This is a genomic window from Desulfosarcina sp. BuS5, assembly GCF_028752835.1.
Classification (GTDB): domain Bacteria; phylum Desulfobacterota; class Desulfobacteria; order Desulfobacterales; family BuS5; genus BuS5.
Map to the genome: position 1 here is coordinate 1572299 of NZ_CP087952.1, position 24386 is coordinate 1596684.

At 37.4% G+C, this 24386-nt stretch carries 26 protein-coding genes and 1 CRISPR repeat array; of the genes, 8 read left to right on the top strand and 18 right to left on the bottom strand.

What is annotated here, in order from left to right; translation table 11 throughout:
- The first annotated feature begins 149 nt into the window (after positions 1-149).
- A CRISPR array of direct repeats spans positions 150-768; the repeat unit is 37 nt; unit sequence GTTTCAATCCTTGTTGTGGTGGAAGCGGCTCTTTGGG.
- 165 nt (positions 769-933) lie between these two features.
- The 17 genes from BuS5_RS07835 to cas1 form a co-directional block, all read right to left on the bottom strand.
- Positions 934-1116: a hypothetical protein gene (locus tag BuS5_RS07835; protein WP_027353831.1), complete on the bottom strand. Its 183-nt coding sequence runs from the start codon at positions 1114-1116 to the stop codon at positions 934-936.
- On the bottom strand, positions 1116-2273 hold the full coding sequence (locus tag BuS5_RS07840; protein ID WP_157487379.1) for a hypothetical protein: 1158 nt from the start codon (positions 2271-2273) through the stop codon (positions 1116-1118). The genes BuS5_RS07835 and BuS5_RS07840 overlap by 1 nt, the downstream gene beginning before the upstream one ends.
- A 103-nt stretch (positions 2274-2376) precedes the next feature.
- Positions 2377-3018, bottom strand: coding sequence for a CRISPR-associated protein Cas4 (gene cas4 / locus BuS5_RS07845; protein ID WP_232223042.1), 642 nt, complete (start codon positions 3016-3018; stop codon positions 2377-2379).
- 108 nt (positions 3019-3126) lie between these two features.
- Positions 3127-3492 (bottom strand): toxin-antitoxin system TumE family protein, encoded by a 366-nt coding sequence (locus BuS5_RS07850; protein WP_027353828.1) that lies wholly within the window; start codon positions 3490-3492, stop codon positions 3127-3129.
- Entirely contained in the window at positions 3492-3767 is a 276-nt protein-coding gene (locus tag BuS5_RS07855; RefSeq protein WP_027353827.1) for a hypothetical protein, read from the bottom strand. Before BuS5_RS07855 ends, BuS5_RS07850 begins: the two co-directional genes overlap by 1 nt.
- Before the next feature lie 199 nt (positions 3768-3966).
- Positions 3967-4191, bottom strand: a complete 225-nt coding sequence (locus BuS5_RS07860) for a hypothetical protein (RefSeq protein WP_027353826.1) — start codon at positions 4189-4191, stop codon at positions 3967-3969.
- A complete protein-coding gene (locus BuS5_RS07865; RefSeq protein ID WP_255342812.1) occupies positions 4188-4763 on the bottom strand; it encodes a nucleotidyl transferase AbiEii/AbiGii toxin family protein in 576 nt (191 codons plus the stop codon). The genes BuS5_RS07860 and BuS5_RS07865 overlap by 4 nt, the downstream gene beginning before the upstream one ends.
- Positions 4764-4894: 131 nt before the next feature.
- Positions 4895-7345: a CRISPR-associated helicase/endonuclease Cas3 gene (locus tag BuS5_RS07870; RefSeq protein WP_027353823.1), complete on the bottom strand. Its 2451-nt coding sequence runs from the start codon at positions 7343-7345 to the stop codon at positions 4895-4897.
- Positions 7320-8045 (bottom strand): type I-B CRISPR-associated protein Cas5b, encoded by a 726-nt coding sequence (gene cas5b, locus BuS5_RS07875; RefSeq protein ID WP_027353822.1) that lies wholly within the window; start codon positions 8043-8045, stop codon positions 7320-7322. Before cas5b ends, BuS5_RS07870 begins: the two co-directional genes overlap by 26 nt.
- A gap of 115 nt (positions 8046-8160) precedes the next feature.
- Complete coding sequence (cas7b, locus tag BuS5_RS07880) at positions 8161-9096, bottom strand: type I-B CRISPR-associated protein Cas7/Csh2 (RefSeq protein WP_027353821.1); 936 nt, start codon at positions 9094-9096, stop codon at positions 8161-8163.
- On the bottom strand, positions 9077-10966 hold the full coding sequence (locus tag BuS5_RS07885) for a TIGR02556 family CRISPR-associated protein (protein ID WP_027353820.1): 1890 nt from the start codon (positions 10964-10966) through the stop codon (positions 9077-9079). The genes cas7b and BuS5_RS07885 overlap by 20 nt, the downstream gene beginning before the upstream one ends.
- Positions 10967-10992: 26 nt before the next feature.
- Positions 10993-12648, bottom strand: coding sequence for a hypothetical protein (locus tag BuS5_RS07890; protein WP_157487378.1), 1656 nt, complete (start codon positions 12646-12648; stop codon positions 10993-10995).
- Between the two features lie 433 nt (positions 12649-13081).
- Positions 13082-13507 (bottom strand): ORF6N domain-containing protein, encoded by a 426-nt coding sequence (locus BuS5_RS07895; protein ID WP_232223041.1) that lies wholly within the window; start codon positions 13505-13507, stop codon positions 13082-13084.
- A 66-nt stretch (positions 13508-13573) separates the two neighbouring features.
- Complete coding sequence (locus tag BuS5_RS07900) at positions 13574-14233, bottom strand: CRISPR-associated endonuclease Cas6 (protein ID WP_027353818.1); 660 nt, start codon at positions 14231-14233, stop codon at positions 13574-13576.
- Positions 14234-14669: 436 nt separating this feature from the next.
- On the bottom strand, positions 14670-14933 hold the full coding sequence (locus BuS5_RS07905) for an AbrB/MazE/SpoVT family DNA-binding domain-containing protein (protein ID WP_035265317.1): 264 nt from the start codon (positions 14931-14933) through the stop codon (positions 14670-14672).
- Between the two features lie 201 nt (positions 14934-15134).
- Entirely contained in the window at positions 15135-15431 is a 297-nt protein-coding gene (gene cas2, locus BuS5_RS07910; RefSeq protein WP_027353817.1) for a CRISPR-associated endonuclease Cas2, read from the bottom strand.
- A 12-nt stretch (positions 15432-15443) separates the two neighbouring features.
- Positions 15444-16457, bottom strand: a complete 1014-nt coding sequence (cas1, locus tag BuS5_RS07915) for a CRISPR-associated endonuclease Cas1 (protein WP_027353816.1) — start codon at positions 16455-16457, stop codon at positions 15444-15446.
- Between the two features lie 222 nt (positions 16458-16679).
- On the opposite strand from cas1, the gene hflK reads away from it, so the two are divergent.
- On the top strand, positions 16680-17717 hold the full coding sequence (gene hflK, locus BuS5_RS07920; RefSeq protein WP_035265312.1) for an FtsH protease activity modulator HflK: 1038 nt from the start codon (positions 16680-16682) through the stop codon (positions 17715-17717).
- Positions 17707-18651, top strand: a complete 945-nt coding sequence (gene hflC / locus BuS5_RS07925) for a protease modulator HflC (protein WP_027353815.1) — start codon at positions 17707-17709, stop codon at positions 18649-18651. Before hflK ends, hflC begins: the two co-directional genes overlap by 11 nt.
- A gap of 162 nt (positions 18652-18813) precedes the next feature.
- Here hflC and BuS5_RS07930 read toward each other — a convergent pair whose 3' ends face one another.
- The gene (locus BuS5_RS07930; protein WP_084445906.1) at positions 18814-18930 is read right to left on the bottom strand and encodes a 30S ribosomal protein bS22; all 117 of its coding nucleotides are present in this window, start codon (positions 18928-18930) and stop codon (positions 18814-18816) included.
- 67 nt (positions 18931-18997) lie between these two features.
- Between BuS5_RS07930 and BuS5_RS07935 the strand changes: the two genes are divergently transcribed.
- The 6 genes from BuS5_RS07935 (at position 18998) to BuS5_RS07960 (ending at position 24343) form a co-directional block, all read left to right on the top strand.
- The gene (locus BuS5_RS07935) at positions 18998-19534 is read left to right on the top strand and encodes a hypothetical protein (protein WP_027353814.1); all 537 of its coding nucleotides are present in this window, start codon (positions 18998-19000) and stop codon (positions 19532-19534) included.
- 163 nt (positions 19535-19697) lie between these two features.
- A complete protein-coding gene (locus BuS5_RS07940; protein ID WP_027353813.1) occupies positions 19698-19976 on the top strand; it encodes an FmdB family zinc ribbon protein in 279 nt (92 codons plus the stop codon).
- Between the two features lie 204 nt (positions 19977-20180).
- Positions 20181-20468, top strand: coding sequence for a co-chaperone GroES (gene groES, locus BuS5_RS07945; protein ID WP_027353812.1), 288 nt, complete (start codon positions 20181-20183; stop codon positions 20466-20468).
- 37 nt (positions 20469-20505) lie between these two features.
- Positions 20506-22161 carry a chaperonin GroEL gene (gene groL / locus BuS5_RS07950; protein WP_027353811.1) on the top strand — a complete coding sequence of 552 codons (1656 nt, stop codon included), beginning with the start codon at positions 20506-20508 and terminating at the stop codon, positions 22159-22161.
- A gap of 182 nt (positions 22162-22343) precedes the next feature.
- Entirely contained in the window at positions 22344-22676 is a 333-nt protein-coding gene (locus tag BuS5_RS07955) for a hypothetical protein (RefSeq protein WP_027353810.1), read from the top strand.
- Positions 22677-22693: 17 nt separating this feature from the next.
- The gene (locus BuS5_RS07960; RefSeq protein WP_027353809.1) at positions 22694-24343 is read left to right on the top strand and encodes a ribonuclease J; all 1650 of its coding nucleotides are present in this window, start codon (positions 22694-22696) and stop codon (positions 24341-24343) included.
- The last annotated feature ends 43 nt before the right edge of the window (positions 24344-24386 follow it).

A 24386-nucleotide genomic window follows, 5' to 3' on the forward strand; every position in this document is an offset into this window, starting at 1 on the left:
AAAAGTTTTAAAAACAGTAAAAAATGTAACAAAATTTATCTCAAATAAAATGAAAAAATTTAAGTCTGGTCAATTTAATTAGGAAATTAATGCCAGAATAATGTGCAACTTAACACTTGTGCATCCATAAGCTGCTATATCAGCAGTATGTTTCAATCCTTGTTGTGGTGGAAGCGGCTCTTTGGGCCCTTTGCCGGTAAAGACTTCCCTATATTCTTTCCTGTTTCAATCCTTGTTGTGGTGGAAGCGGCTCTTTGGGCCATGTTTTATCCGCTGTTGCAAAATTAAGAACGGTTTCAATCCTTGTTGTGGTGGAAGCGGCTCTTTGGGTTTTGGCGGTACCATAGTTGACAGTATTAAAGCATGTTTCAATCCTTGTTGTGGTGGAAGCGGCTCTTTGGGTAAAGCAGCGCACCCACAGATTCGGGATTTATTTAAGTTTCAATCCTTGTTGTGGTGGAAGCGGCTCTTTGGGTTCAATCACTTCGTTTTCCATTTTCCCCCTCCTTCTTGTTTCAATCCTTGTTGTGGTGGAAGCGGCTCTTTGGGGTATTCCCTCTACTTGCTTCAGATAGCCTTCTTCTGGTTTCAATCCTTGTTGTGGTGGAAGCGGCTCTTTGGGAATCAATGAAGGGATCAATGTTGCAATCGTGTCGATGTTTCAATCCTTGTTGTGGTGGAAGCGGCTCTTTGGGATATGCGGATTTGGGGAAAAGTCAATTTGAATTAGAGTTTCAATCCTTGTTGTGGTGGAAGCGGCTCTTTGGGCCGGAATAACAAAAATATATTTGAATTCCAACATGTTAAGCAGATTATCAAAGAACGATATTTTTAATTTATTAATAATTATCATACCGAAAAAGTGATTTAATGCCGTACTGGAGTAAAATTAACAGGTTGTAATTATTTAGCAAAGAAACCTAAATTCTATTTTTACAAATATTTTTGTAGCAACAATCTGGGCAGTGCTTTTTTACCGGAGTCGGTGTAGGATAGCCGCAATATTTCATCTTTCTGTTCCATTTTATTACTTAGGTCTTGCTCACAAATAACTTCACATTCCGGAAAACCCACGCATCCGGTGAATTTTAAACCGTGAGCGGTAAGTTTTTCCATCAGTTAAGCATCTCCATGACATTATAGAATTGATCTATTGCGTCTTCCAGATAATCGGTAATAGTTTGGAAGTTTGAAGCCATATTTATTTTTTTCTTGCTAGTTTGCAACGGGAAAAGTGCTTTATTCCTGGTATCATTATTTGCATTTTTTTCATCCAAAACTTTAACGACCTTATCAATCTTTTTTTCTATCCTTTCAACGGCCAAAGCTTTTGCAGAAGCTATTTGCTCCTCAACGATAAGATCATTAGCGGCTTTTACAATAGATATGAGGCTCCTTATTTTTTTAATCATACTGTAAGGTTTCGGATTTTTCAATATTTTACATAGTGTTTCAAGCGCTTTTTTCACATAAGGATCTTTTTCAAGAAGCATCCGGTTGAGTTTAAAAATATCAACAGCCTTAATCAACGCATCCCATATATGAATCTGGTTTTCATAAAAATTTTCCAACATAACAAAATGAGAATATGCATCGCAAAACCGGTCTTCATTATTGAGAAAAGTTTCTATAAATTGATACGGATCATAGACACTCAAAAGCTTATTTAAAAGATCCAGTCCCTTCCGGATTTCATTTGTCCCGGGATAGCCCCCTGTTCCGGCAACCTTTTGAAACTCTTCCAGATCGCTTCTCCATATGCGTAAATGTCTGCGAAGGTTTCGGCACATGCTGTTCTGGCTCGCCGGGCCGATATCTTTGAATAGTTTTTTGCCCAGATATTGTGCTTTTAGCAGAACAGATTCTTCAACTACTTCAGGTTTTATAATTTCGATACATTTCCATTGAGCAGGTTCAGAGAGATGAATTTTTACAATAGAAAGGGTCTCTCTCGTCTGCATAAATTTTGATTTCGATTGATCATGCTCAGAAAGGAGGGATTTTATCTTTTTAGACAGAATTTTCTTTCCATCAATGATAAAATGGATTTTATCATCGTTAAACAGGTCGTTTATCAAATTCCGGATAAGCGGTTTTGTCCACCTGTCAGATTGCATGGAAAAATGGCTTGCCACCTGCTCAAACGTAACTTGACCGTTGTCGGCAATCGTTGAATCAATAAAGGCAAGAACTTCTTTTGTTGAATTCTGCTCATGGGATTGCTCAAAAGCAAAAGTTTGCTGAGAAAATCCCATGTTAATTTTTTTATTCATGGTTTTCATGCAAAGATATTGTTAAATATTGTGTATGTCACCAGGCAGCAACATACCGGCAATATTACTTTTTAAATATATCATAAGGCCGGGCAGAACACTGCTAAATAGTGCTTTCGCAAATATTTTTATAGCAGCAATCGGGACAGCGCCTTTTTACAGATGTCGGTTTGGGGTATCTGCAATTATTAATAATGTTCGCCATATTATTAATAATTTTTTCAAGCTCGATAAAATCTTTATCTTTTATATCAACCTCCACGAGCTTGTTTTTGCTTCGGGTATAAACTATAAATCCTTTTTTTACCGGAATATGAAAGTTATCTTTTATAAGCCGCGCATAAAAGACAAGCTGAAACCGATAAGTTTTAAACATTTTTTCCTTATATTCTGCAAACTTGTAATCAAGAGGAGCTGCCGTATCATCATTCATAAACAGCACTTCATCCACGATACCTCTTATTCCCAAAGGAGATGCAAGGTAAACATCTGACTTTTTATCTTTTACCCCAATTTTTTTTCGCAAATACTCGGAATTCGTTTTTCTCACTTTTTCATGAATATTTCTGCCTTTTTCAACTTTAAATCTTTGCCCCTCATTTTGTGGAATATCCATCACATATTCAAAGTATGTGAAGCGGGGGCAATACATATATTCAATCATCTGGCTGGCGGTTAAAGAGCATCCGGATTTCGCCGGCATTGCCTGGCTGCTTGATTCATTTACACAGTATGATGAATTCATTATTTCCCGTTACTTTTCGGCGACTTAAACCCGCGCTAACATAGTTTGTCGGTTTCTAATAATCAGGAACTTCAAAGTTAAAATGAAAAATAGGCTTTGATTTAAAATTTATTTATTTTCTGTTAATTTGTTTCTTGCAAATTCCATGAAGGCTCTAAACCCATCAATAACCTCTAAAGGAAAAGGTGTGACTTCAACATTTTCTTGTGAGCCGTTGTGAAAGTGAAACGGATAGGTAGATATTTTTTCCCAGTTTTTGTCAGGAAAATTGTCGTATCTGAAAATAGCGTCTGATATATCTTTGCATTCCCAGTGATAACCGAACCTGTCTGGTAACTTTTTTGAAAGATTTGCGTCTATAAAGCTATTATCAATCAGAATAATTCTTATTTTATAGGATATTGGGAAAACTTCTTTAACAATATCAGAAAATTCTACTTCAGCTATTCTTCTCAAATCATCGATAGTTGCCATCAAATTTCCCTTAAAAATTTTTTTAGTTTATCTCTATCTGCTTCAAGGTTATCCAGCGCGAAATAATCTTCATATGAATTTTTTTCACTAATAAACCCATTTTTTACTTTGGAGTCCATTTCAAAAACATCTTGTACCCCATATTTTTTAGCAAGAATAAAAATATCAGATTCAACCTTTGAAAGCCTTTGTCGTAAATAAGTCTTTACACCCTCCGTTATAAGCATATCCGGGCTCATCTGAAGTTCTTTTGCTGCTACATTTATGACATTCATGATACGCCTCCTTTAGTTCTCTTGTAGTTCTCTTGCAATCTATTACCATATCTGTTTATCCTATTTTATCATTTTCCCAAATTATTTAAACTCATTATTTTTTAAAAATTTACGATGCGGAAAAATTTGCTGTCCCGCTTAATTTTGCTAAAATATAATTTTTATAAATTTTATGATATTGTCAAGTCATATCCGGGGGTTATAGTTTCATAAATTTGTTTATCATAGGGGCAAAAGGCTTTGGTTTGTGGTTGATAAATTCATTGTACAAGGTGACAAATTCGATATATGCGTCAATATCAACCCTGCCGTTTTTTAAAAAAGGATTATGTTTTTGCCTGTTAACTGTATTTATATCTTTTTTGAAAATATCTGACTGGGACAGCTTAAATAGTTCCTGCCGGGATTTGTCGGAAATATTCATCCGTTTTTTTCCTCAATCAATTTTTTATACAAATCCTGCATATCAAAAAGATAAAAATATTGTTTTAGCAAAGACCGGTCAAGTTCCCGCCCATAAATATTCAGCAAAGATTCGATGTCCGTCATATCTTTCTGAAATCTTTTCGGATCATTCTTGATGGCCTGCAGCTTTAATCCCACAAGATCTTCCGGCATCAGCACTCTTATTTTCAAGGAATTATTAAAAATTCCCTTTTCTTGAGCTCTTTTCAGCATTTCAAGACTTGTCTTTCTGAAAGCATGGAGAAAGTCGACTTCCCCAAAGACCGCTAATGGAGAAATATATTGAGAAACATTTTCACTACGGTATCTGCACTCGTACCCGGCTTCCGTCATAATTTTTTCAATCTGTTTAACATCGTCCCGGCTGACTAGAAAATCAATATCAACAGTTGTTCTTCCAACTCCACACAAACCAAGAGCAAATCCGCCCATCAGCGCATAATTTACATTATTTTCGTCAAATTTTTTTAACAGTAATGACAATACTGCTTTGAAATCCATGGTGTTTTGTTTCCTGTTTTTCCGATATATCCATTATATATTCAAAGCAGACAAACCTCGGCCAATACAGATATGCAAGCATCCAGCTCGCGGTTATCAGATTATCTGACAGAGGTTCAATTTCGGGTTGTTTCAGCATTTTTTAATAAATGTTTAATATCTCAAAACACACACTGTACCGGGTCTTTTCTGATAAAACCGGTATCTTTATTATAGACGCTTTCAACCTGATTTTTATTTATATAAACAATTTCGGATTTTTTTCCGAATCCACTACAATAGCTGCCCTTAGCGGGAACAGATATAATGTATTTATACAGATCTGCTTTAATGCTGTCCATTAAATCCTTTCTTTTAAGTAAGTCAGCCTCATTAAATATTGATATGTATTTTTGCCATACAACAGATGCTTTATCATCGATTTCGATAAAAAGGTCACATGCAGGATAAGCTGCTTCAATCAGTTTAAACTCATCCAAATTGGCAAAGTTCAATTTTTCCAGTTGTTCTATAAGTTGTATAGAAAGATCATCGGCCTTATCCTCAGCTAATCTTTTGAAATAATCGTCACCCAGCTCTAAAAATTGTTTTTCTGTAATTTCTACTACATCTTTTATGGTTTCTTTGGTCTTTATAATAGAAAGATCTCTTTCTCCGTAAACATACTGGTAATACTTTTTTTTATTAGACAATGAAAAAACAGTCACATCCCCTTTTTTACGTTGTTTGGAAAAATTTCGATTACATCGCCCGGCAACCTGATTAAGAGAATCAAAGGGCGCAAAGTCTCTATAAACTCTGTCCACATCAATATCCACACCAGCCTCCACCAGTTGAGTGGATACAATAATCTTTCTGCATTTTTTTTGTTTGATTCCTTCTTTCCCTTCTATCCTCTCAAGCCTGTGCATGGGAATGATATTGGTCGAAAGGTAATATAATTTTACTCCTTCATTTTCGATTTGCCCCATGAATTTTTTCAGGGCGTTGAAAACTTCTATTGATGAGTTAATCGTATTAAGCACGATCAAAAAATCGTCTTCAGGATATTTCTCAATATCTTTTTTTACTATTTGAATAAATGCAGGAACATCCAATTCTTCATCTGAACGGTTATGGAATTTAATTCTATCAAAAAAGGAAAGGTATTCTTTTTTTTTCTCACGGGGAACGAGTTCCCTGATTTCGAAATTTCTAAAAATAACGGGTTGCGTTGCGGTCATAAAAATAAACCGGGTATTAAATATCTCTGCAAATCCGGTAAATAGTTTTCTGATTAAATGCCAGTATTTATAGGGGATGGTTTGGATTTCATCCAAAATAACTATTGCATTGGTTATCGCGTTAAATTTTTTAAGCATTCTGTTTTTATTGGATATCAAGGTATGAAACAGTTGCATGAATGTTGTGATAACTATTTCAGATTCCCAGGTCTCAATTAATAACCGGCTTATATTTGTTGGGAATTCCTCTTCGCTGCCATGTAACCTGTATGAGATTTCAGCAAGGTGATGATGCTTGAGCATTGTCCTGTTATCAGGCTTTTTGCCGTTAACAATAAAAATATTTTCAAAAACATCAAAATTCTGTTCGATTATACTTAAAAAAGGGAGACAATAAATTATTTTCGGCGCAAATTTTTTTTCGGCCAGTATCTTTTCTCTCAATTTTAAAGCAAACGAGAACCCTGTTATAGTTTTGCCTGTGCCGGTAGGCACGTTAATTGATAATATTCTATCCTTGCAATTGATTGAAGATACAGAGTTACAAACTGTTTCATATATTTCTTTTCTTATAGGGTTTATCAGGTTATCGTTCTCTTTGTTTGCAAATTTTTTTTCTATATATCTGTCAACCATATTTGATGAAAGCAAGATATGACCATTTGGTATATTAAGCCCTGCCGCATCATTTTTATCTGCTGCAAGAAGAGCGGAATAAAAAAACTGAAACAGAAAATAAATATCCAGGGAACTATTTTTGCAGTATTTTCGCCATTGTTTTTTTTCAGCTCTGCAAATGTTATCCGTGATCAATATATCAACATGCGATTTGAACTCTTTTAGACTCAATGCTGTATTTGGGGATTTTTTTAAAATTCGGTTAAACTCATCAGCATCAATACTTTCAAGCTGTTCCTTAATAACATGAAACGCTTCAGGGTTATTTGCCGGCTCAATGTCAATAATCTCATCCTTAAGATTTAGAGGATTGCCATGATGCCTTTTGACAATTAAATATGAAATTATGGGTAAATAACCGTAAATCGGATGTTCCGACAATTTTTTACTGTAAATAAAATCTTTGACTATACGATATGTAAAAAGAGACGAGAGTAAACCATGGTGGGTTTTTTTCTTATTTCTTAAAGAACGTTTTTTGTCTTCATCTTTTTCTTTAAGATACTCTTGGAAAAAACAAGTTGCCTTGCCAAAATCATGAGTAAAACCTATCAACCATGCAACATCCCCAAGAACATCAATATCAGCGTCTTTGAAATTGATTCTCTTATTTCGAATTTCCGAACAAAGTTGCGCTGTATTTTCAAGATGATCTATAAGGAGTTGCCCCGGGCGGGACTCCAATTTAAATAAACAGGAAGGTGTCGCCATTTTCAGCCTTGTAGTATTTTGTTGTTATCATCGCTTGAATCGGATTGCCGTTTCGTTCATAAATAAACGAGCCAAACAAGGTTACAATCCGCTGCTTATCCATTTCAACCGGCATATTCTCTGTAAAATATTTTTTTCCAGTCTCTATTGTGAAATCATTCATCTTATTAGATGGAATAATGCTGTTAATCATTACAGGGCTTGTGCTTGAATTTTCTGCGCAACCGAACTCCCCGATATATTCAAAATTTGCCAGCAGTTCACTTAAACCTAAAGAAACAGAGTAAACAGACTCATGGTTTTCAAGTCGTGTCTTTACCTGTTTAAAAATGTTTTGATCGCTATGCTGAAAATAGACCCTGTATTTTGGATCTTTGACATATTCAAACCGAATTCTGGTCCTGGCGCCCCTGGTTCCGCGTCTGATTCTGGAAAACTGTATGGCTTTTTTTGTATGAATAAGATTTTGACTTATCCGCATTTTTTTTACAGGATTTATTATCCCAAGGCCGATATTTGCATTTTTTATTTTAAAAAAATCTGCATATTCTTGTTTTCCAAGGCCGATAAGAGCTGAAATAATCCCTGCCAGGGTAGGTCTTGGGGGGAAGGCAAAACTTAAGGGCGAAGTTGTAGAATATGGTTTTTTAAAATGGCCTATGTCACCCCATAAATCAAAAATCAGTACTCTGCTGTTCATGGCAGCCTCGCTTATATAGACCGTCACATAAATAATTTCACTGCGTTATCGGTCGGAGATATACGATTAGTATTATCTCCTCCCTCTGGCCTTGTGAAATTTATTATCTGACAATCTATAATTCAAAAACTATTTCATTTTTTTGAATGCCTTTTCCTAAATCACTGATGCCGACCTTCTTGCCATCAGCATATAATTCAAGGCTGGAATCAATAATATATTCAATTGAGGATATCCTGTCGGCTTTGGCTTCCAAGGCCGTATTTAATCTGCTGATATCCACCGCAAGGTCTCGTGCATCCCTCAATCTTTCAAACGGCATATCACTTTTATAAGTTATCAGACGATCAAAATCACCGATAAAAAAAAGAGGGGAATTATAATTTACCTTTAGAAGCAGCCTTGGCATCTGGCCGAATTTTGACCTTGATATCAAATTTTTAGTCCCCTCCCACATCCCCTCAAGAAGAAGCTTCACATCTTCTTTTGAAGCGTTGCTCTCTTTTGCAGCCGTTGGATTAATGATACCGTGAAATGCAATTAAAGAATAATAAAGAATATCCTCTTCACGAAAAGTCGCTTGTTTGGCTCCTGCTTTAGAAGCAAATGCGCCTGTGCCCTGAATATGCTTCATCACTACAGGGTGCAAAGATCGTCCCATTTTAAATTGAACAGGCCCGGTCAGTGTTATTGAATCTTTTTCCTTGGGGATAGTAGCTCCAAAAAGCCTGATATCTATACAGCGCTCCAGAACAGTATCCTCATCACCATCAAAATCTCTTGCTCTTGCCTTTCCATCCTGAATTTTACCCTCGTCATCTGCTATTTCCCTTACAAAGATATCATCCTTATTATCATTTTTTCCATTATAACCTTTACACGCAAAAAGATAGTCTCTGATTGTTCTTTTTAACCGCACATCAGTCACGATATTCTGTCCGGTTTCCTCATCAATACGCGGTTTGTTTTCATCCAGAGGGTCTCCATTGGGGTTTGCATCCTTTATATCATATAAAAAAAGCAGCTCGGATTTATTGGTCAGGTCCGTCATTGTCTTCCTCCTCTTTTTTTGTCTTAAAAAGGTCAGCCAGGTTCATACCGGTAGTAAAATAAAAACTTATTTCGTTATTGGTTATTAGCCAATTCTTATCACCTATAGTCATGTATTGGGAAATAATTGTTTCAAGCTCCCTGTAATAATTCTTTTTATACTGCTCAAGTTTAGCCTGAGCTTCTTTGGAAACATTTTTTATTATTGATTCCGACAATATTAGACCATGCAGTTTTTTTTGAAATGGAGTTGCGTTATTTGCTTTGAACTGAATATTTAAAACCTTTCTGACTAAAACCCCTGTTAAAAAGCATGCCTTTTTGGGCGCGCAATCAAAAAAACCTCCATGAGCAGCAAAGAATCTCTCGATTTTTTCTGAATATGTTTTATCTTCAGAAGAAAAACTTTCCTTAAGATCATCAATAATTTTAATATCCATTTTTACACCTCCTTTACTCAAAACTCCAAGCTCAGCCAGAAAGTTCAAAAGCATGTAGCCTTTTAAGCATAAAATTTCTGTAGATTTATTATTAATGAATACCGGCCTTATTTTCCTGACTATAGCCTGCATAACAAAATTATAATCTATTGGTTTATATGAAAATATTTTACCGGCAAGTTCAAGAAAGTTTTTGTCATAAGTCCTTTTTTTGCTTATTAGCGGAAAAAAATCTCTTAAAATGCCGAAATTAAATACCAGTCTTGTAGCCTCATTGTTTTTATCTATTTTGACTCTTTTGAAAATATCAATTTGATCAATATGAGTTTTTATTTGAAAAAGCCGTTTTAACCGAGACGGCAGGACATCTTCTATGTGAAGGAGAATATTGAAAGCCGCCTGCTTTTCCGCATAAAACAGGAAATCAAAACTTATGTAATCTTCCTGCTCGCTTATGAGATCAAAAATTTCATTCTCCGCATCGGTAAGACAATATCTGAATTTTTTCTCAAATCCGGATTTTAATATTTCCGATGCCTTCTGTTCAAAGGCATCTTCAAGGATGTCCATTGATTCGTTAATTAACTTTTCGGTTATAAATTTGGGAATCAGCAAATAGTTAAATCCGTAAAAACTGAAACTGAGATTTTCAGTTAGATATTTTTTTCCCTGTTCCATATTTACAGCGCAGTCGCAGCATACCGGATAGTTTTTCCATGCATCCTGCTGCTTGAATCCCCCTGAAACAAATCCCGGTTTATCAACCGTGTAAAAGTTGTATGTATTAACAAAACCATATACTTCTTTCTGGTTTTCATGACAGACCGAACATGTCTGATCCTGACCCAATGATTTTTTTCCATGTTTTTTATAGTATTTTTCTTTTCCCTTGTTTTGCAGAATTTTTTTGAACAGTTCCATATCGCCTATGTATTGCTTGTCTTCGTTTCCGGAAAAGACAAGTGTTAAAATAAAGCCTTCTTTTTGATCAATATCTTCTAACTGTTTTTGCAGGCTTATAATAATATCTTTTTCGGATGCTGACAGAACCTTGTTGATTTGTGTAATTATTTTTTGCTCAGCAGAAGTTAAACCAATACTTGTTTTTTCTTTTTCAATATCACCAATGCATTTATGAATTTTATTCTTAAATGTTTTTTCCATGTCCCCTGCAAATTTTGAAGTAGGGGTTACATCGCTTCCCCTTGAGCTTCCATGCCTGTATAGATATTTCATCAGCTTGGTTTCACTGAATTCGGAAACATTTACTTTCTCGTAAACAAAGTCTTTTTCATGCTGTTTTAAAATTATTTCAAAAACCTTGCTTATATTTCCTTTTTCATTGGGATTTTGTATGAAATTTTTGATTAAGTCCTCGGAATCATCATTTTTTCTGGCCCATCTGCCGATTTTCATAATAGATTGTATCATTTTGCCACCATTGTCTGATATGGTCTTTACAGGTCATTCACCTTAAATATTTCTGATACTTTTTTCATATTCAGCAAAGATAGAAGGTTATTGATAGCCTGCATGGTTAAACACCAAACATCTGATTGTAATGCATACTCGCTAAAACTTGATTTTGCTATAAAAACAATTTTATGAATCTTGATTTCAAGCTTATTTTCTACAAAATCCCGTTTTCTTTTCAATAGCTCAATATCTTTTTTCCCCACTGATTTTTTTCTGTATTTAAACTCAAACAGCCAGTTTTTCGCGCCCCTGCATAAAGCATCGACTTCGATATTTGATGGTCGTTCAAACACATCGCCATTACTGTCAAACATATTAATTCCGTTAACATCATCAAATTTCGGCAGGCAAATATCCTGATAATATTGGCCGTCAAACCTGCTTATCATCTCCCGCAAATAACTCTCAAAAAAAATTCCTGCCTCCGAGCTTAAAGAAGCAAAATACTCTTTATAATTTTCCTGGATTTTCTCTTTTACATGCTGTAAATCTGTTTCTTCATTCCCATAAATATTTTTCAGCCAGAATGTTAAAACGCTATCAGTAATGTAATAGGCTTTTTTTTCTTTATCTATAAGGTCTATCGTATACAAATTACGTAAATAAGTGCTTAAATACCCTGTCTGCCTTCCAAGCCTTTTTGACAACTCAGTTAAGGTGGCTCTACCGTTTGACAATTCCCTCAATATCTCCATTAGAAACGTGCCGCGTCCTTTTAATCTGCTTAATGATGTTTCAAAAAGATAATTACAGTGAATATCGAGCGCTCCGGCTGAAAGCTCTGCGATAAACGCTTCCTCAACATGCTGTTTTGAAATAATATTAAAATCAGAGGCGTTTCCGGATGCCGCTCCAGCAAGAATAACCGTATAAAACGGGTGCCCTTTCGACAAGGTAAACAAGAAATGTAATGCCTCGGATGTTATTGGTTTTTCAGTACATTTATAAACAAGTTGTATTGTGTCTTCTTTATTAAATGGTTTAACATGAAACTCTATTATTCTACCAAGAAATGGCGAAGCATGACCTGCTATAATATCTTCCATCAATCGAACAGCCGATCCTGTAAAAAGATACCATGTGTTTTTTTGTCTGGAAATTATATCTTCTAAAAACCCAAGCAAATTTCCATTTTCAAACCCTTTATATTTATTCAAATCCACAATTTCCTGAAACTCATCCAATACAATTGCGCTTTTGATTCCCATCTCAATTGAAAAATCATCAATAAATTTTAATATTCTTCCTAAAACTTCCCTTTCGTTTTCAGGCGATGGTGGGTAATATGAGATTATAAATCGGGAAAGGTTTAAAAAGACTTTACTCTTCAAGTGATCGGAAATATCCATTAAAATTCTGGGATTTACTACAATGTCCTCTGTAGCAAAATCTGATTCAATATTTAAACATTCATAATAAGCAAACATAAATGAACGCAAAAGACGCATTGCAAATTTTCCTGGAGTACCAATATTCCTTTGAACATTAAATCGAAATTTTACGGTATTGTCCTGTGTTAATGTTTTAAGAAATTGTTCTGCAACGGAACTTTTGCCTATTCTTCTTGGACCTACCAGCGCTACATTGTCAACAGGATAAATTTTATGGATATTGCGAAGAAGTTCAACTCTATTCACAAAGTCTTTCCCGCTAACCGGATATTTGATGGAAATCACAGTTCACCTTTAATTGGATTTGCATATTGATCAATATGCAAATTGATCAATATGCTTTTTCATATAAATGATTCCAGTTTATATAGAGATTGTCAATATAAATATCTATTTTATCACATTTTTTTATATTACCCTCCTCACGCCCCCAAACCCCCGTGAAACCTATTTCCTGATCCATAAACAATCAATGATTAAAAAATTAGTTTGAAATATTCCCTTAAACCCTATCGCGCTTTTGCCTTTAAGGTTTACTTTCACCTCTGTTACCTTATAATCAATTTTCCTTCTTTCCATATCCGCTGATTTTTTCTTTAACCATAAATCCAATCTTTTTCTTTTCCTTAACATCTACAGTCAAAAGCTGATCCAAAATTTCAAAAACAATTTGAAACCGTTAATCTGTCTGTTTACTCAATTCAGCCAGTTCTCGCTTCAAATCTTCATTATCAGAAATCATGTGACGAAGCTTTGTAAAGGTTCTCATGATTTGAATATTAACAGCAATTGCTCTATCGCTGTTTAGAATGCCGGACAACATGGCAACCCCCTGCTCAGTGAATGCGTAAGGCATTTTCCGGACACCGCCTCTGCCTGACTTTTTTGATGTCACAGATTGTGATATCAAAAAATCATATTCGCTTTTTGAAAACTGAAACATGAAATCCTCAGGAAAGCGTTTTTCATGCCTTTTTACGGCTTGATTTAAAACTCTTGTTTCAACCCCATACATATTTGCAAGATCTTTGTCCATTATCACCTTAACACCACGGATAAAAAATATTTTATTGGCAACAGCCTCAATTGCAATTAGCTCGGACATAATTTAATTCACCTTATTTTATCTTTTTAACACACTTCAAAATATTTTAATTTTTCTCTTCTTTTCTTATATCATCACCTTTACAGTCCCAAACCCCCTCGAAACTGATTTCCCGATCCCCAGATAATCGGGCAAACAGAAATTGGTTTTAAATATTCCTGTAAACGCTGTCATGCTTTTGCCTTTAAGGTTTACTTTTATCTCTTTTAATTTGTGAGCAATTTTAATTTTTTGATCTTGTGAAAGCCAGGAGTCAAGATACTTTGCCATGGACAGGATATTCCCTGTCATTACTTTTTTCAGTATCTCGTTCTTTTCATCATTCCCCGCATCATTATATTTTTTAAAATTTTTTTGGTTAAGGCCGATCCAGGGCGAGGCAAACTCATACATGAATATTTCATCTGAGTATCCGAATTCGACCTCTTCCACCTTCAGATCCTTTTCGTAGACAGGAATAACCGTATCTTCGATAATAATTTTATCAAGCTTCATGAAGATTTCCGCAAAAATATTTACAGCCTTGTCTGTTATTGCAATAATAGCGGGCGTTTTTTCGATCAGCTTGAATTGTATTAATGGATAACGATAAATGGGATTCCCTTTTTCATCATGATTATGAATAAGGTCATGCTCTTTAAATTCATTTCCCACAAACCCTCTGAATTTATGAATCTGTGATGGCCTTAAATTGATATTATTCAGCAGCAGAGTTGATTTTTTCATATTTTTACACATTTTTGATGTTAATGATCGGCGTGGAATCAATATCTTCTTATGATATTACAAAGTTTCACAGATCGCTTTTAATTTTTTCATATCGTTATCAAATGAAATAACGACCTTATTTCGGCCTTTTTTGTTCCCTCAAAGACTTTTGACATAAAGGCTTCTGCTTTAGGGCTATGCACTTTATGATCATCAAGCAAGTATCTGAGAATAATATTTGTATCAATAAGATACACTTTTTTTGTTGAAGTCATATAAAATTCATAAAATAGATAGAATGTTTTTTTATCCTTGTTTTAATGGATGTGATGAAAAAACTATTTTTAAGAAACTATATTTAGTTTCAATCCTTATTGTGTTGGATTTTGTAAGTAACTATATTTATAAAAATAGAAATATCAATAATAAATTTCCAAATTCACTTTTATAGAAATCAATCTGATAAACCTTCTTTTGCTGTTTCATCAGCGATTTCATCCTGTATTTTCTCTCTTATTTTTTTTAAGGGAACATATCCCTTTGCATATTTTTTCAGACTTCCGGCTAATTGTTCCGCTTGAACTCCGGGAACACCTTTCAGCTTGACCTCGTTGTCTTCAACAAGAAACAACACAGCGCCATCTTTTTCGATTTTTAATTTTTCCCTGATTGGTTTAGGAATCGTTATTTGACCCTTCTTTGATATTTTTGCATACATTTTACATTTGCCCTTCAAATTAATATATTCTTACTTTTTAAGATAATCTGCCTTATAGCATAATGCAAACATTAATGTTTTCGGCTTTCATTTTATCCGTATATTAGGCATCCTTCATATCACTTCAAAAATATTTTACACTTTTTTAAAAAAATAAACCCATCTGTGTTTATCTGTGTGCATCTGTGTCCCATTATTGTTTCAAAAAAACATCGCTAAAATCTCGTCATTAACCAGCTTTTTATCAAACCCCTGACCATGTACCCTTATATTTTTAAAATCTTCCTGACAAAAGGGAAACAGGTAAACGCTGTCTGTTTCTTCATCAATCAGGTCAAGGCATTTTTCAGATAATTCATCAAACCGGTTTGATTCAAGCTTTCCTAAAAATACGCTTTTTTGAACCCTGATAAGGCCGGCCTTTTTGCACTCTTTGGCAACCCTGGTTCTGGGTTTATTCTCGACAATATCGTATATTACCCATACAAGAACGGACATTTTTATCCTTTACTAAAACTCCTTAATCCCCAGCCATTCCGGCCTTTTTTCACCTTCATCGGCCAGGAGAATATTTGCAAGCCGATGGGCTTCATGCTGGGGGATGTACTTTCTTTTTACATTTTTTTTTCTGTATCTTACGGTTTCATCCATATGTGAATTTATCGCGTCAATGACAAGCGGTTTGCCCTTGTCATTTAAAGAAACCGCATTGTCGGTTGTGCGAAAATATTCGTCTTTAATCTTTTTGCCTGTGAAAAGATAAACGGCCGTTTGTTCAGCAAAAATTCTAAAAGGCTCTATAAGGTCAAATACCATCGATTTTTTATTGTAGTTGTCGGTATGCAGAAAACCGACATAAGGATCAAGACCGGCCAGGATGCAGGCTTTTTCAATCCTGGAGTAAAGAATGCCGTAGCAGTAATTTAAAACAGCATTAAATGGATCTTTGGCCGGCTGCCGCGATCTGCCTCTGAAAATATATTTTTCCGGCATAAGCCTGGACAGGCACTGGAAATAGGCTCTGCATGCCGTGCCCTCAACTCCCATTATGCTGTTTCGGGAATCTTCAACGGTTCCGTTATACATATCAAGGCCGGCAAGAGCGCTGTCAATAATTTTAATCGGGTTTTCAAAAAAAGATTCTTTGCCCGGCCTGGCATACATAAGTTTTTTTAAAAAACCGGTCTGGTTTTCTATTTTTTTTCTGATCATATCCGTAACCAGTTCAAGCCCTTTTTTATCTTCTGCAATTTCAAGCTGCTTTCTGCGTATAAGTGCCGTGCTTCCCATTTTGGCAAACCAGACCCGGCCGATGGGATCTCCATATCCATCAAGAAAAATAATATCTATGTTGTTTTCGAGAGCGGCAACAATGGCTTGTGTGGTAATCATGGCCTGGTTGGAAACAACTATTGATTCCACTTTTTGAGGTGAAACATCAAAACTTCGGTCTTTATTTTTAAGCCTGAAGATGCCGTCTTTTTGTGTAATATATGTGCCGGCGCTGTTTATTACCAGTTGCAATATATGCCTCCTTTTTTAGATAATTGCTTTGTATATTCACTAAAAGTGAAAAACAACGAAATAATAAATGATTGCTACTTTTTTTACTATCGTTGGCCCCGCGGTATGCATGGGCTTATGTCAAATATCCAGAAGAATTGCCTTGACTTGAGGTGTTAGGTAACTTATAGAAAAAATAGTTTTGCTTTTAATAATTTTATTTTTAAGATAAGGATCCTTTTTATGAACTGGGACTGGGATAAATTGAAGGAACAGCAGCAGCACAGTGGCGGAGGGCCGCCGCAAATGGATGAGATACTCGGCAAGCTCAGGAATTTTAAATTCCCCGGGGGGCCTATTCTTATAATTGTTATTCTGGCACTTTTTCTGGCTTCTTCGACTTTCTATACTGTTGGGGTAGATGAGGTTGGCGTGGTGCAGAGATTCGGCAGATATACCAGGACCAGCCAGCCGGGTCTTAATTTTAAGCTGCCGATTGGAATAGAGAAGGTTACCAAGGTCAAGGTAAAGCGTGTTTATAAAGAAGAATTTGGCTTTACCGGTGAACGGAGTAATACAAGAAACCGTTTTACGGACGGGCGCGAGGAATTAAATGTTTCCCTGATGCTTACCGGCGATCTTAATGTGGCGCTGGTGCCATGGATTGTCCAGTATCGGATCAAGAATCCGCGTGATTATCTTTTTAAAATCCAGAATCCCAGAAAACTCCTGATTGATATGTCCGAAGCGGCGATGCGGCTGGTGGTAGGTGATCGGAGCATTAACGAGGTTATAAGTAAACGCGAGGAGATTGCGATTGAGGCCCGGGAGTCGCTTCAAAAAGAACTGGACATGGCTGAAACCGGTATACATGTTGTTACGATAGAGATGAAAAAGACCAATGTGCCCGTGCCGGTGCAGGCCTCGTTTAATGCGGTAAATCAGGCTGTACAGGAAAAGGAGAAAATGATTTACCAAGCCAAGAAGGATTATAATAAGGCCATACCTGCCGCACGTGGCGAGGCTGAAAGAACAATAAAGGCGGCTGAAGGGTATGCCCTGGACCGGATAAACCGCGCCAAGGGTGATGCATCCCGGTTTGAATCAATCTATAAAGAGTATGCCATGGCAAAAGATATTACCAAAAGACGTCTATACCTTGAAAGCATGAAAGATTTATTCCCAAAGCTTAGCCAAAAATATATTCTGGATGCGGACCAGAAGAATCTTTTACCCTTACTTAATCTTGGTATAAAAAATGGTGTTAAAAATGAAAATTAAGAATATCGCAATAATTGTCTGCATTGTAGCGTTGCTTTTGGCCTTTGCCTCAGCTTATACCGTCAGTGAGATAGAGCAGGTGGTTATAACCCAGTTTGGAGAGATAAAAGGTGACACGATTAATGATCCTGGGCTCCATTTTAAGATTCCGATTATTCAGCAGGCCAATTATTTCCCTAAAAATCTCCTTGAATGGGACGGTGATCCCGGTCAAATCCCTACCCTGGATAAAACATATATCTGGGTCGATACTTTTGCCAGGTGGAAAATAACGGATCCGGTAAAATTTTTTCAGACCGTCAATAATACCGTGAGCGCTCTTGGCCGTTTGGATGACATTATAGATCCGTCGGTGAGAAATTTTATTACTTCCTACAGATTGATCGAGACCGTCCGAACAAGTAACCGCAAGCTTGATACAATGGATGAGTTAGGATTAGAAGAGACGCAACAAAAACAGGGCACCATGTTTAACGTTACAACCGGCAGGGAAAAGATAACCCGGGGGATACTTAAACAGGCCAGCCCCAAGCTGGAAAAATTTGGTATTAAACTTGTGGATGTTCAAATTAAACGGATTAATTACGTCGAACAGGTTAGAAATTCCGTTTATGAAAGAATGGTCGCCGAGCGGAACCAGATAGCGGAAAAGTTTCGTTCCGAGGGAATGGGAGAAGCGCGGAAGATTTTTGGAGAAAAAGAGAGAGATTTAAAAAAGATAACATCCCAGGCATATAAGACCGCTCAGGAAATAAAGGGAAAAGCCGATGCCGGGGCTGTAAAGATATTCGCCAAGGCATATTCTGTTGATCCGGAATTCTACTCCTTTACCAAGACCCTTGAGATCTATAATCAGGCTTTGGGCCGGAACAGCTCTATTATACTTTCAACCGATTCAGAGTTTTTTAAATATTTTAAGGGGTATGCCGAATAGTAGGGGTTCAAGATTTTGAACCCCTGCTGGAGAAGATTTTGACCGATAACGCAATGAAATTATTTAGGTGAGAATCTATAATTAATCTATAAATCAGTAAGCGTCTCTGCTTTACAGGGAGAGACGCTTTTTTTAAAACAGCAGAAAGAATTCCGGAATTCATTACTTACCTTTCCTTCTCTGGTGACGTGTGCGTGCCAGAAGTTTTCTGTGTTTATGCTTGCGCATCTTTTTCTTTCGTTTTTTTACGACGCTGCTCAACAAATCACCTCCAATCATATTTGAAATATGGAAAACTATTTGCTATCATTATTGATTATGGTTTGTCCATGTTTTTTTCAATACTATGCTGAAAAAATTTAGTTCAGAAGATATAGGTGTTGTTAATGATGCGGCTGCCATGGCTGAAGAACTGGTCAGTAATTTCTACAAAATGTCGGAAAGCCAGTGGCTCAGACGGCGTTACGATATAAAAACCTTAACAGATCTTAAGCTTGATGAGATAGTTCACGGACCTTTCGCACAGGTCATACGATTTAAAGGACAACGTAATAACAGATTGCTTGGATCATCAACATATGATTTTTACAAAATATGTATCCAGGATCATGCTATTATAAGCACTCTGAAAAAGTTTTCGGATATGAAGCTTTTCCCTTTTTCCCTTTATATTATAATCCATGAATTGATACATATAGTACGCTTCAGCAAATTCCTTCAGAGCTTTGACGCTTCGCCTGCCGAGAAGATGGCGGAAGAAACCAGGGTTCATGAAAAAACCGGTGATATTCTTGACAGGGTGAAGGTGCCCGGAATTGATGTTGTGTTGAAGTTTTATAAAAAATGGTCTGAACCTGTTGAGGGAATGCATAATCTTTCATAATCATTTATCTTAACTTATATTAACAAGCCTCGGCTTCAAGCAAAATTAACATTTTAAAACAGGCTGTCTTGACAAGATATAAAGACTGACTATCTTTCAAACTACAAACTATCAAAGGGCGTGGAGATAAAAATTTTTTAAGCCCGGAAGGAGATTTTAGAATATGCCTCTTTATGAATACGAATGTGAAAAATGTGGTAAAATCGAAGAAGTTTTGCAGAAATTTTCTGATAAACCCCTGATTAAATGTAAACATTGTTCAGGGGATCTTCATAAACTTGTTTCGCACAGCAGCTTCCATCTTAAGGGAACCGGATGGTATGTTACTGACTATGCAAATAAATCCCAGCATAATTCTTCCGGAAATTCAGTTAAGAAAAAGACGCCTTCAAAGTCTGAAAAGTCTGAAAAGTCTGAAAAATCTTCAGGTAAAACTTCATAAAAAGCATCAACGTTACTTGTTTATTTTTTTCTTTACAAACCTAGAAGTGTGATTATTTTTTTTGAAAGATATTTCTATGGAAGGAAAAATTTATATCATTATCACCTGTTATATTTTTTATATTCCAGATGCGGATATAGATATTTTATGCGGAACATAGATTTTTTAATAATATAATTTAATAGTAAGAGGAGATTTTGCACAATGAAGCTACGGCCATTAAATGATCGAATTTTAGTAAAACGTGTTGAAGAAAAAGCCAAGACCAAGGGCGGAATAATTATCCCCGATTCTGCCAAGGAAAAACCTGCCGAAGGCAAGGTGATTTCTGTTGGTAACGGGAAAATGAACGAAGATGGAAAAAGGATCCCTGTTGAAATTAAAGAGGGTGATCGTATTATGTTCGGAAAATATAGCGGTTCTGAAGTAAAAATAGACGGTGAAGAGTATCTGATCATGCGTGAAGATGACGTGCTTGGAATAATCGAATAATAAATCAATTAAAATATATCGTGGAGGATCTAACAAGATGGCTAAAGAGATCAAATATGATGTTAAAGCCCGTGAAGCCATGCTTAAGGGTGTTGAAACATTAGCCGATGCGGTTGTTGTAACCCTCGGCCCCAAGGGAAGAAATGTTGTTTTGGATAAATCATGGGGTTCACCAACAGTTACAAAAGATGGAGTAACTGTTGCCAAAGAGATCGAACTTGAAGACAAGTTTGAAAACATGGGTGCCCAGATGGTAAAAGAGGTTGCCAGCAAGACCAGTGATATGGCCGGAGACGGAACAACAACAGCAACATTACTTGCCAAATCTATATATAAAGAAGGACAGAAGCTTGTTGTGGCTGGTAATAATCCGATGGACATAAAGCGCGGCATAGATAAAGCTATTGAAGTTGCCGTCAAGGAACTTCAGAAGATCAGCAAGCTCACCAAAGATCAGCGTGAAATTGCCCAGGTCGGTACCATATCAGCCAACAGCGATGAAACAATCGGCAATATAATTGCGGAAGCCATGGACAAGGTCGGCAAGGAAGGCGTGATTACCGTAGAAGAGGCCAAGAGTATGGATACGACCCTTGAGGTTGTTGAAGGTATGCAGTTTGACCGCGGTTATCTTTCTCCATATTTTGTGACGGATGCTGAAAAAATGATCGCATCTCTCGAAGATCCCTATATCCTGATCAATGAGAAGAAAATCAGCAATATGAAGGATCTTCTTCCTATCCTGGAGCAGATCGCCAAGATGGGCAAGCCTCTTGTTATTATGGCCGAAGATGTTGACGGTGAGGCTCTTGCAACCCTGGTTGTCAACAAACTGCGGGGAACACTCAATGTCGCGGCTGTCAAGGCTCCAGGATTCGGCGACAGAAGAAAGGCCATGCTTGAAGATATTGCCATTCTTACCGGCGGGCAGGTTGTATCCGAAGATTTGGGCATTAAGCTTGAAAATCTTACTATTAATGATCTTGGATCGGCCAAGCGTATTACCCTGGATAAGGACAATACAACAATAGTTGACGGTGCCGGATCACGCGCATCTCTCGAGGGACGCGTAAAACAGATTCGCGCCCAGGTAGAAGAGACCACATCCGATTACGACCGTGAAAAACTTCAGGAACGTCTGGCCAAGTTGATCGGCGGCGTAGCCGTTATTAATGTCGGCGCGGCAACCGAGACAGAGATGAAGGAGAAAAAGGCTCGTGTGGAAGACGCCCTTAACGCTACCCGAGCAGCAGTTGAAGAGGGTATTGTTCCAGGCGGCGGTGTAGCACTGGTGCGCTGCATTGATGCTTTGAACAAAATTGAAGTCAATGCCAGCCAGAAAATGGGTGTCAAGGTCGTTATGCGCGCCATCGAAGAGCCTTTAAGGCAGATTGTTAACAATGCCGGGCTGGAAGGTTCAGTTGTGATCGATAAGGTAAAATCGAATGAAGGTGCTTTTGGTTATAATGCCGCCACAGATACATACGAGGACTTGATTGAGGCGGGAGTAATAGATCCCACTAAAGTTGTCCGTTTTGCTCTGCAGAATGCCGGAAGCGTAGCCTCCCTCATGCTGACCACAGAGGCCATGATTGCCGACACGCCTGAAGATAAAGGCGCAGGCGGCGGCGCCATGATGCCTCCGGGCGGTGGAATGGGCGGTGGAATGGGTGGAATGGGCGGAATGATGTAAAACCGTTTATTCTGAAAAAGCCATTATCAAAGTAATAAAAAAGCCCTTGTGTCCGGTTTAAGACATAGGGGCTTTTTTGTTTGTGTAACAGGTCCACATTGGAAGCGTGGGAAAGAGACAAACCATGAACCATTTCTATATGCTTCTTGTATATAAAAAGTAATTATGGTAGGAATTTTTTCATGAAACAATACAGGATTGATGAACTCAGACTGGTCGAATACGATAAAATCAAAAGATATTTTGATGATCATTTTAGCTTTTCGGATCTTGGCGGTCTTTACTGGATACCTCTTGATGATGATTTGTTAACTGATGTTCAGGCTGCGCATACAGAATGCCGGCCTTTCTTTTTTGCTGTGGAACTTGAAGAGACTTGTATATCATTTGAACTGCTGGTGCGCACTAAAGCCAGGATAAGATGCGACTGTATCGGATATGCAACCGAGGCACAGCGTAACTGGATTGTCAGGCTTGCAGATTCGATATTCGAACAGCTTGATATAACTACTTGAAAGAAGATAAAAATATTATGCTTAAAGTTATTCCCTTGGGCGGACTCGGTGAAATCGGACTTAATATGATGGTCTTTGAGTATAAAGACTCGATGTTTATCATAGATGCAGGGCTGATGTTTCCTGAAGATTATATGCTGGGAGTCGATCTGGTCATACCGGATATGAGCTATATTAGAGCGAACAGGTCAAAATTACTGGGAATTGTTTTAACCCATGCGCATGAAGATCATATAGGAGCTTTGCCGTATCTTATTAAGGAGATTAATGTACCCGTTTTCGGTACCAGTTTTACCATAGGTATTGTAAAGAATAAACTCGAAGACCATGGTTTGATTGCATCCGCCTTGCTGCATGTAATTACAACGAATGAAACGCTTAAAATCGGTGACTTTGAACTTGAATTCATCAGCGTCAACCACAGCATTGTAGGCGGGGTCGGCATATCGATTATGACTCCTTATGGCCGCATTATTCATACAGGAGATTTTAAAATCAGCAGTTCCTCTCTGGCCGGAATCAAAACCGATGTAAACCGGTTTGCCAGATGCGGCGAACAAGGTGTGCTGGCATTATTCTCGGATTCCACCAATGTTGAAAGAGAAGGATATACAAAATCTTCCCAGGAGATTGCCAAGACGCTTTCAGCAATTACCGCAGGCCTTAAGGGGCGTGTGATTGTTGCCCTTTTTTCATCAAATATCTCCAGGATACAGCAGATAATCGATATAGCGGGATATAGAGGAAGAAAAGTAGCCTTCATAGGGCGAAGCATTGAGACCAATGTAAAAATAGCCCGTGAACTAGGTTACTTGAATGTGCCTGATAATATGGAAATCGATGTGGGACAGATCAACAGCCTTGCAAACAACAAGATTTTGATGATTATGACAGGAAGTCAAGGAGAGCCGATGTCCGCCCTTACGCGTATGGCCGAAGGGAGGCATTCCGGGGTAAAGATCAAGAGGGATGATACAATTATTCTTTCTTCAAAATTCATTCCAGGAAATGAAAGGGACATAACAAATATTATTAATAAGCTTTACAGACGCGGGGCAGATGTTATTTATGAAAAGATTTCCATGATTCATATCTCCGGTCATGCTTTTAAGGAAGAGCTGAAGCTGATGATTAACCTTACCAAGCCGGAATATTTTATTCCTGTTCATGGAGAATACCGGCATTTGGTACTCCATTCGCGGCTGGCGGAAGAGGTGGGGATCAAAAAAGAGAATGTTTTGCTTGCAGAAAATGGTCAGATAATCGAATTTGATGAAAACGGCGTAATGCTTGGTGGGAAAGTTACAACAGGCAGGGTGCTGATTGACGGCAAGGGCGTGGGAGATGTGGGGAAAAGCGTGCTTAAAGAGAGAAGGAGTCTGTCCCGGGAAGGCTTTGTGGCTGTAACTATGGCTCTGGATGAGGAAACAGGCTTCATAGTTTATGGGCCGGAAGTATTCTCCCGTGGTTTTGTGTTTGAGACTGAAACAGGTCATCTTCTTCAGGATGCCGAATGTGTAATCCTGGAGATCGTGGAAGAGATCGGACCTGATGTGCCTGACAGGGTTGAGCAGATTCAACGGAATATACAAAAAACACTGAAAAAGTATTTTTACTATGCCATAAAGCGCCGCCCCGTTATATTGCCTTTTATAATTGAAGTATAGGAACGGGAACGAAATAATTCCCCCGTTCCATAGCCGGTTTCCA

Coding starts and splice junctions, on each gene's coding strand:
- cas7b (WP_027353821.1), bottom strand. CDS start 9,096: ATGACGGACCTGACCAATAAATCCGAGCTGCTTTTTTTATATGATATA.
- hflK (WP_035265312.1), top strand. CDS start 16,680: ATGAACTGGGACTGGGATAAATTGAAGGAACAGCAGCAGCACAGTGGC.
- BuS5_RS07860 (WP_027353826.1), bottom strand. CDS start 4,191: ATGAATATTTCCGACAAATCCCGGCAGGAACTATTTAAGCTGTCCCAG.
- BuS5_RS07855 (WP_027353827.1), bottom strand. CDS start 3,767: ATGAATGTCATAAATGTAGCAGCAAAAGAACTTCAGATGAGCCCGGAT.
- BuS5_RS07935 (WP_027353814.1), top strand. CDS start 18,998: ATGCTGAAAAAATTTAGTTCAGAAGATATAGGTGTTGTTAATGATGCG.
- BuS5_RS07835 (WP_027353831.1), bottom strand. CDS start 1,116: ATGGAAAAACTTACCGCTCACGGTTTAAAATTCACCGGATGCGTGGGT.
- BuS5_RS07905 (WP_035265317.1), bottom strand. CDS start 14,933: ATGTATGCAAAAATATCAAAGAAGGGTCAAATAACGATTCCTAAACCA.
- cas4 (WP_232223042.1), bottom strand. CDS start 3,018: ATGAATTCATCATACTGTGTAAATGAATCAAGCAGCCAGGCAATGCCG.
- BuS5_RS07960 (WP_027353809.1), top strand. CDS start 22,694: ATGCTTAAAGTTATTCCCTTGGGCGGACTCGGTGAAATCGGACTTAAT.
- groL (WP_027353811.1), top strand. CDS start 20,506: ATGGCTAAAGAGATCAAATATGATGTTAAAGCCCGTGAAGCCATGCTT.
- cas2 (WP_027353817.1), bottom strand. CDS start 15,431: ATGTCCGTTCTTGTATGGGTAATATACGATATTGTCGAGAATAAACCC.
- BuS5_RS07940 (WP_027353813.1), top strand. CDS start 19,698: ATGCCTCTTTATGAATACGAATGTGAAAAATGTGGTAAAATCGAAGAA.
- BuS5_RS07840 (WP_157487379.1), bottom strand. CDS start 2,273: ATGAATAAAAAAATTAACATGGGATTTTCTCAGCAAACTTTTGCTTTT.
- BuS5_RS07955 (WP_027353810.1), top strand. CDS start 22,344: ATGAAACAATACAGGATTGATGAACTCAGACTGGTCGAATACGATAAA.
- BuS5_RS07900 (WP_027353818.1), bottom strand. CDS start 14,233: ATGAAAAAATCAACTCTGCTGCTGAATAATATCAATTTAAGGCCATCA.
- groES (WP_027353812.1), top strand. CDS start 20,181: ATGAAGCTACGGCCATTAAATGATCGAATTTTAGTAAAACGTGTTGAA.
- BuS5_RS07885 (WP_027353820.1), bottom strand. CDS start 10,966: ATGATACAATCTATTATGAAAATCGGCAGATGGGCCAGAAAAAATGAT.
- cas5b (WP_027353822.1), bottom strand. CDS start 8,045: ATGAACAGCAGAGTACTGATTTTTGATTTATGGGGTGACATAGGCCAT.
- BuS5_RS07850 (WP_027353828.1), bottom strand. CDS start 3,492: ATGGCAACTATCGATGATTTGAGAAGAATAGCTGAAGTAGAATTTTCT.
- BuS5_RS07870 (WP_027353823.1), bottom strand. CDS start 7,345: ATGGCGACACCTTCCTGTTTATTTAAATTGGAGTCCCGCCCGGGGCAA.
- hflC (WP_027353815.1), top strand. CDS start 17,707: ATGAAAATTAAGAATATCGCAATAATTGTCTGCATTGTAGCGTTGCTT.
- BuS5_RS07895 (WP_232223041.1), bottom strand. CDS start 13,507: ATGTCCGAGCTAATTGCAATTGAGGCTGTTGCCAATAAAATATTTTTT.
- BuS5_RS07930 (WP_084445906.1), bottom strand. CDS start 18,930: ATGATTGGAGGTGATTTGTTGAGCAGCGTCGTAAAAAAACGAAAGAAA.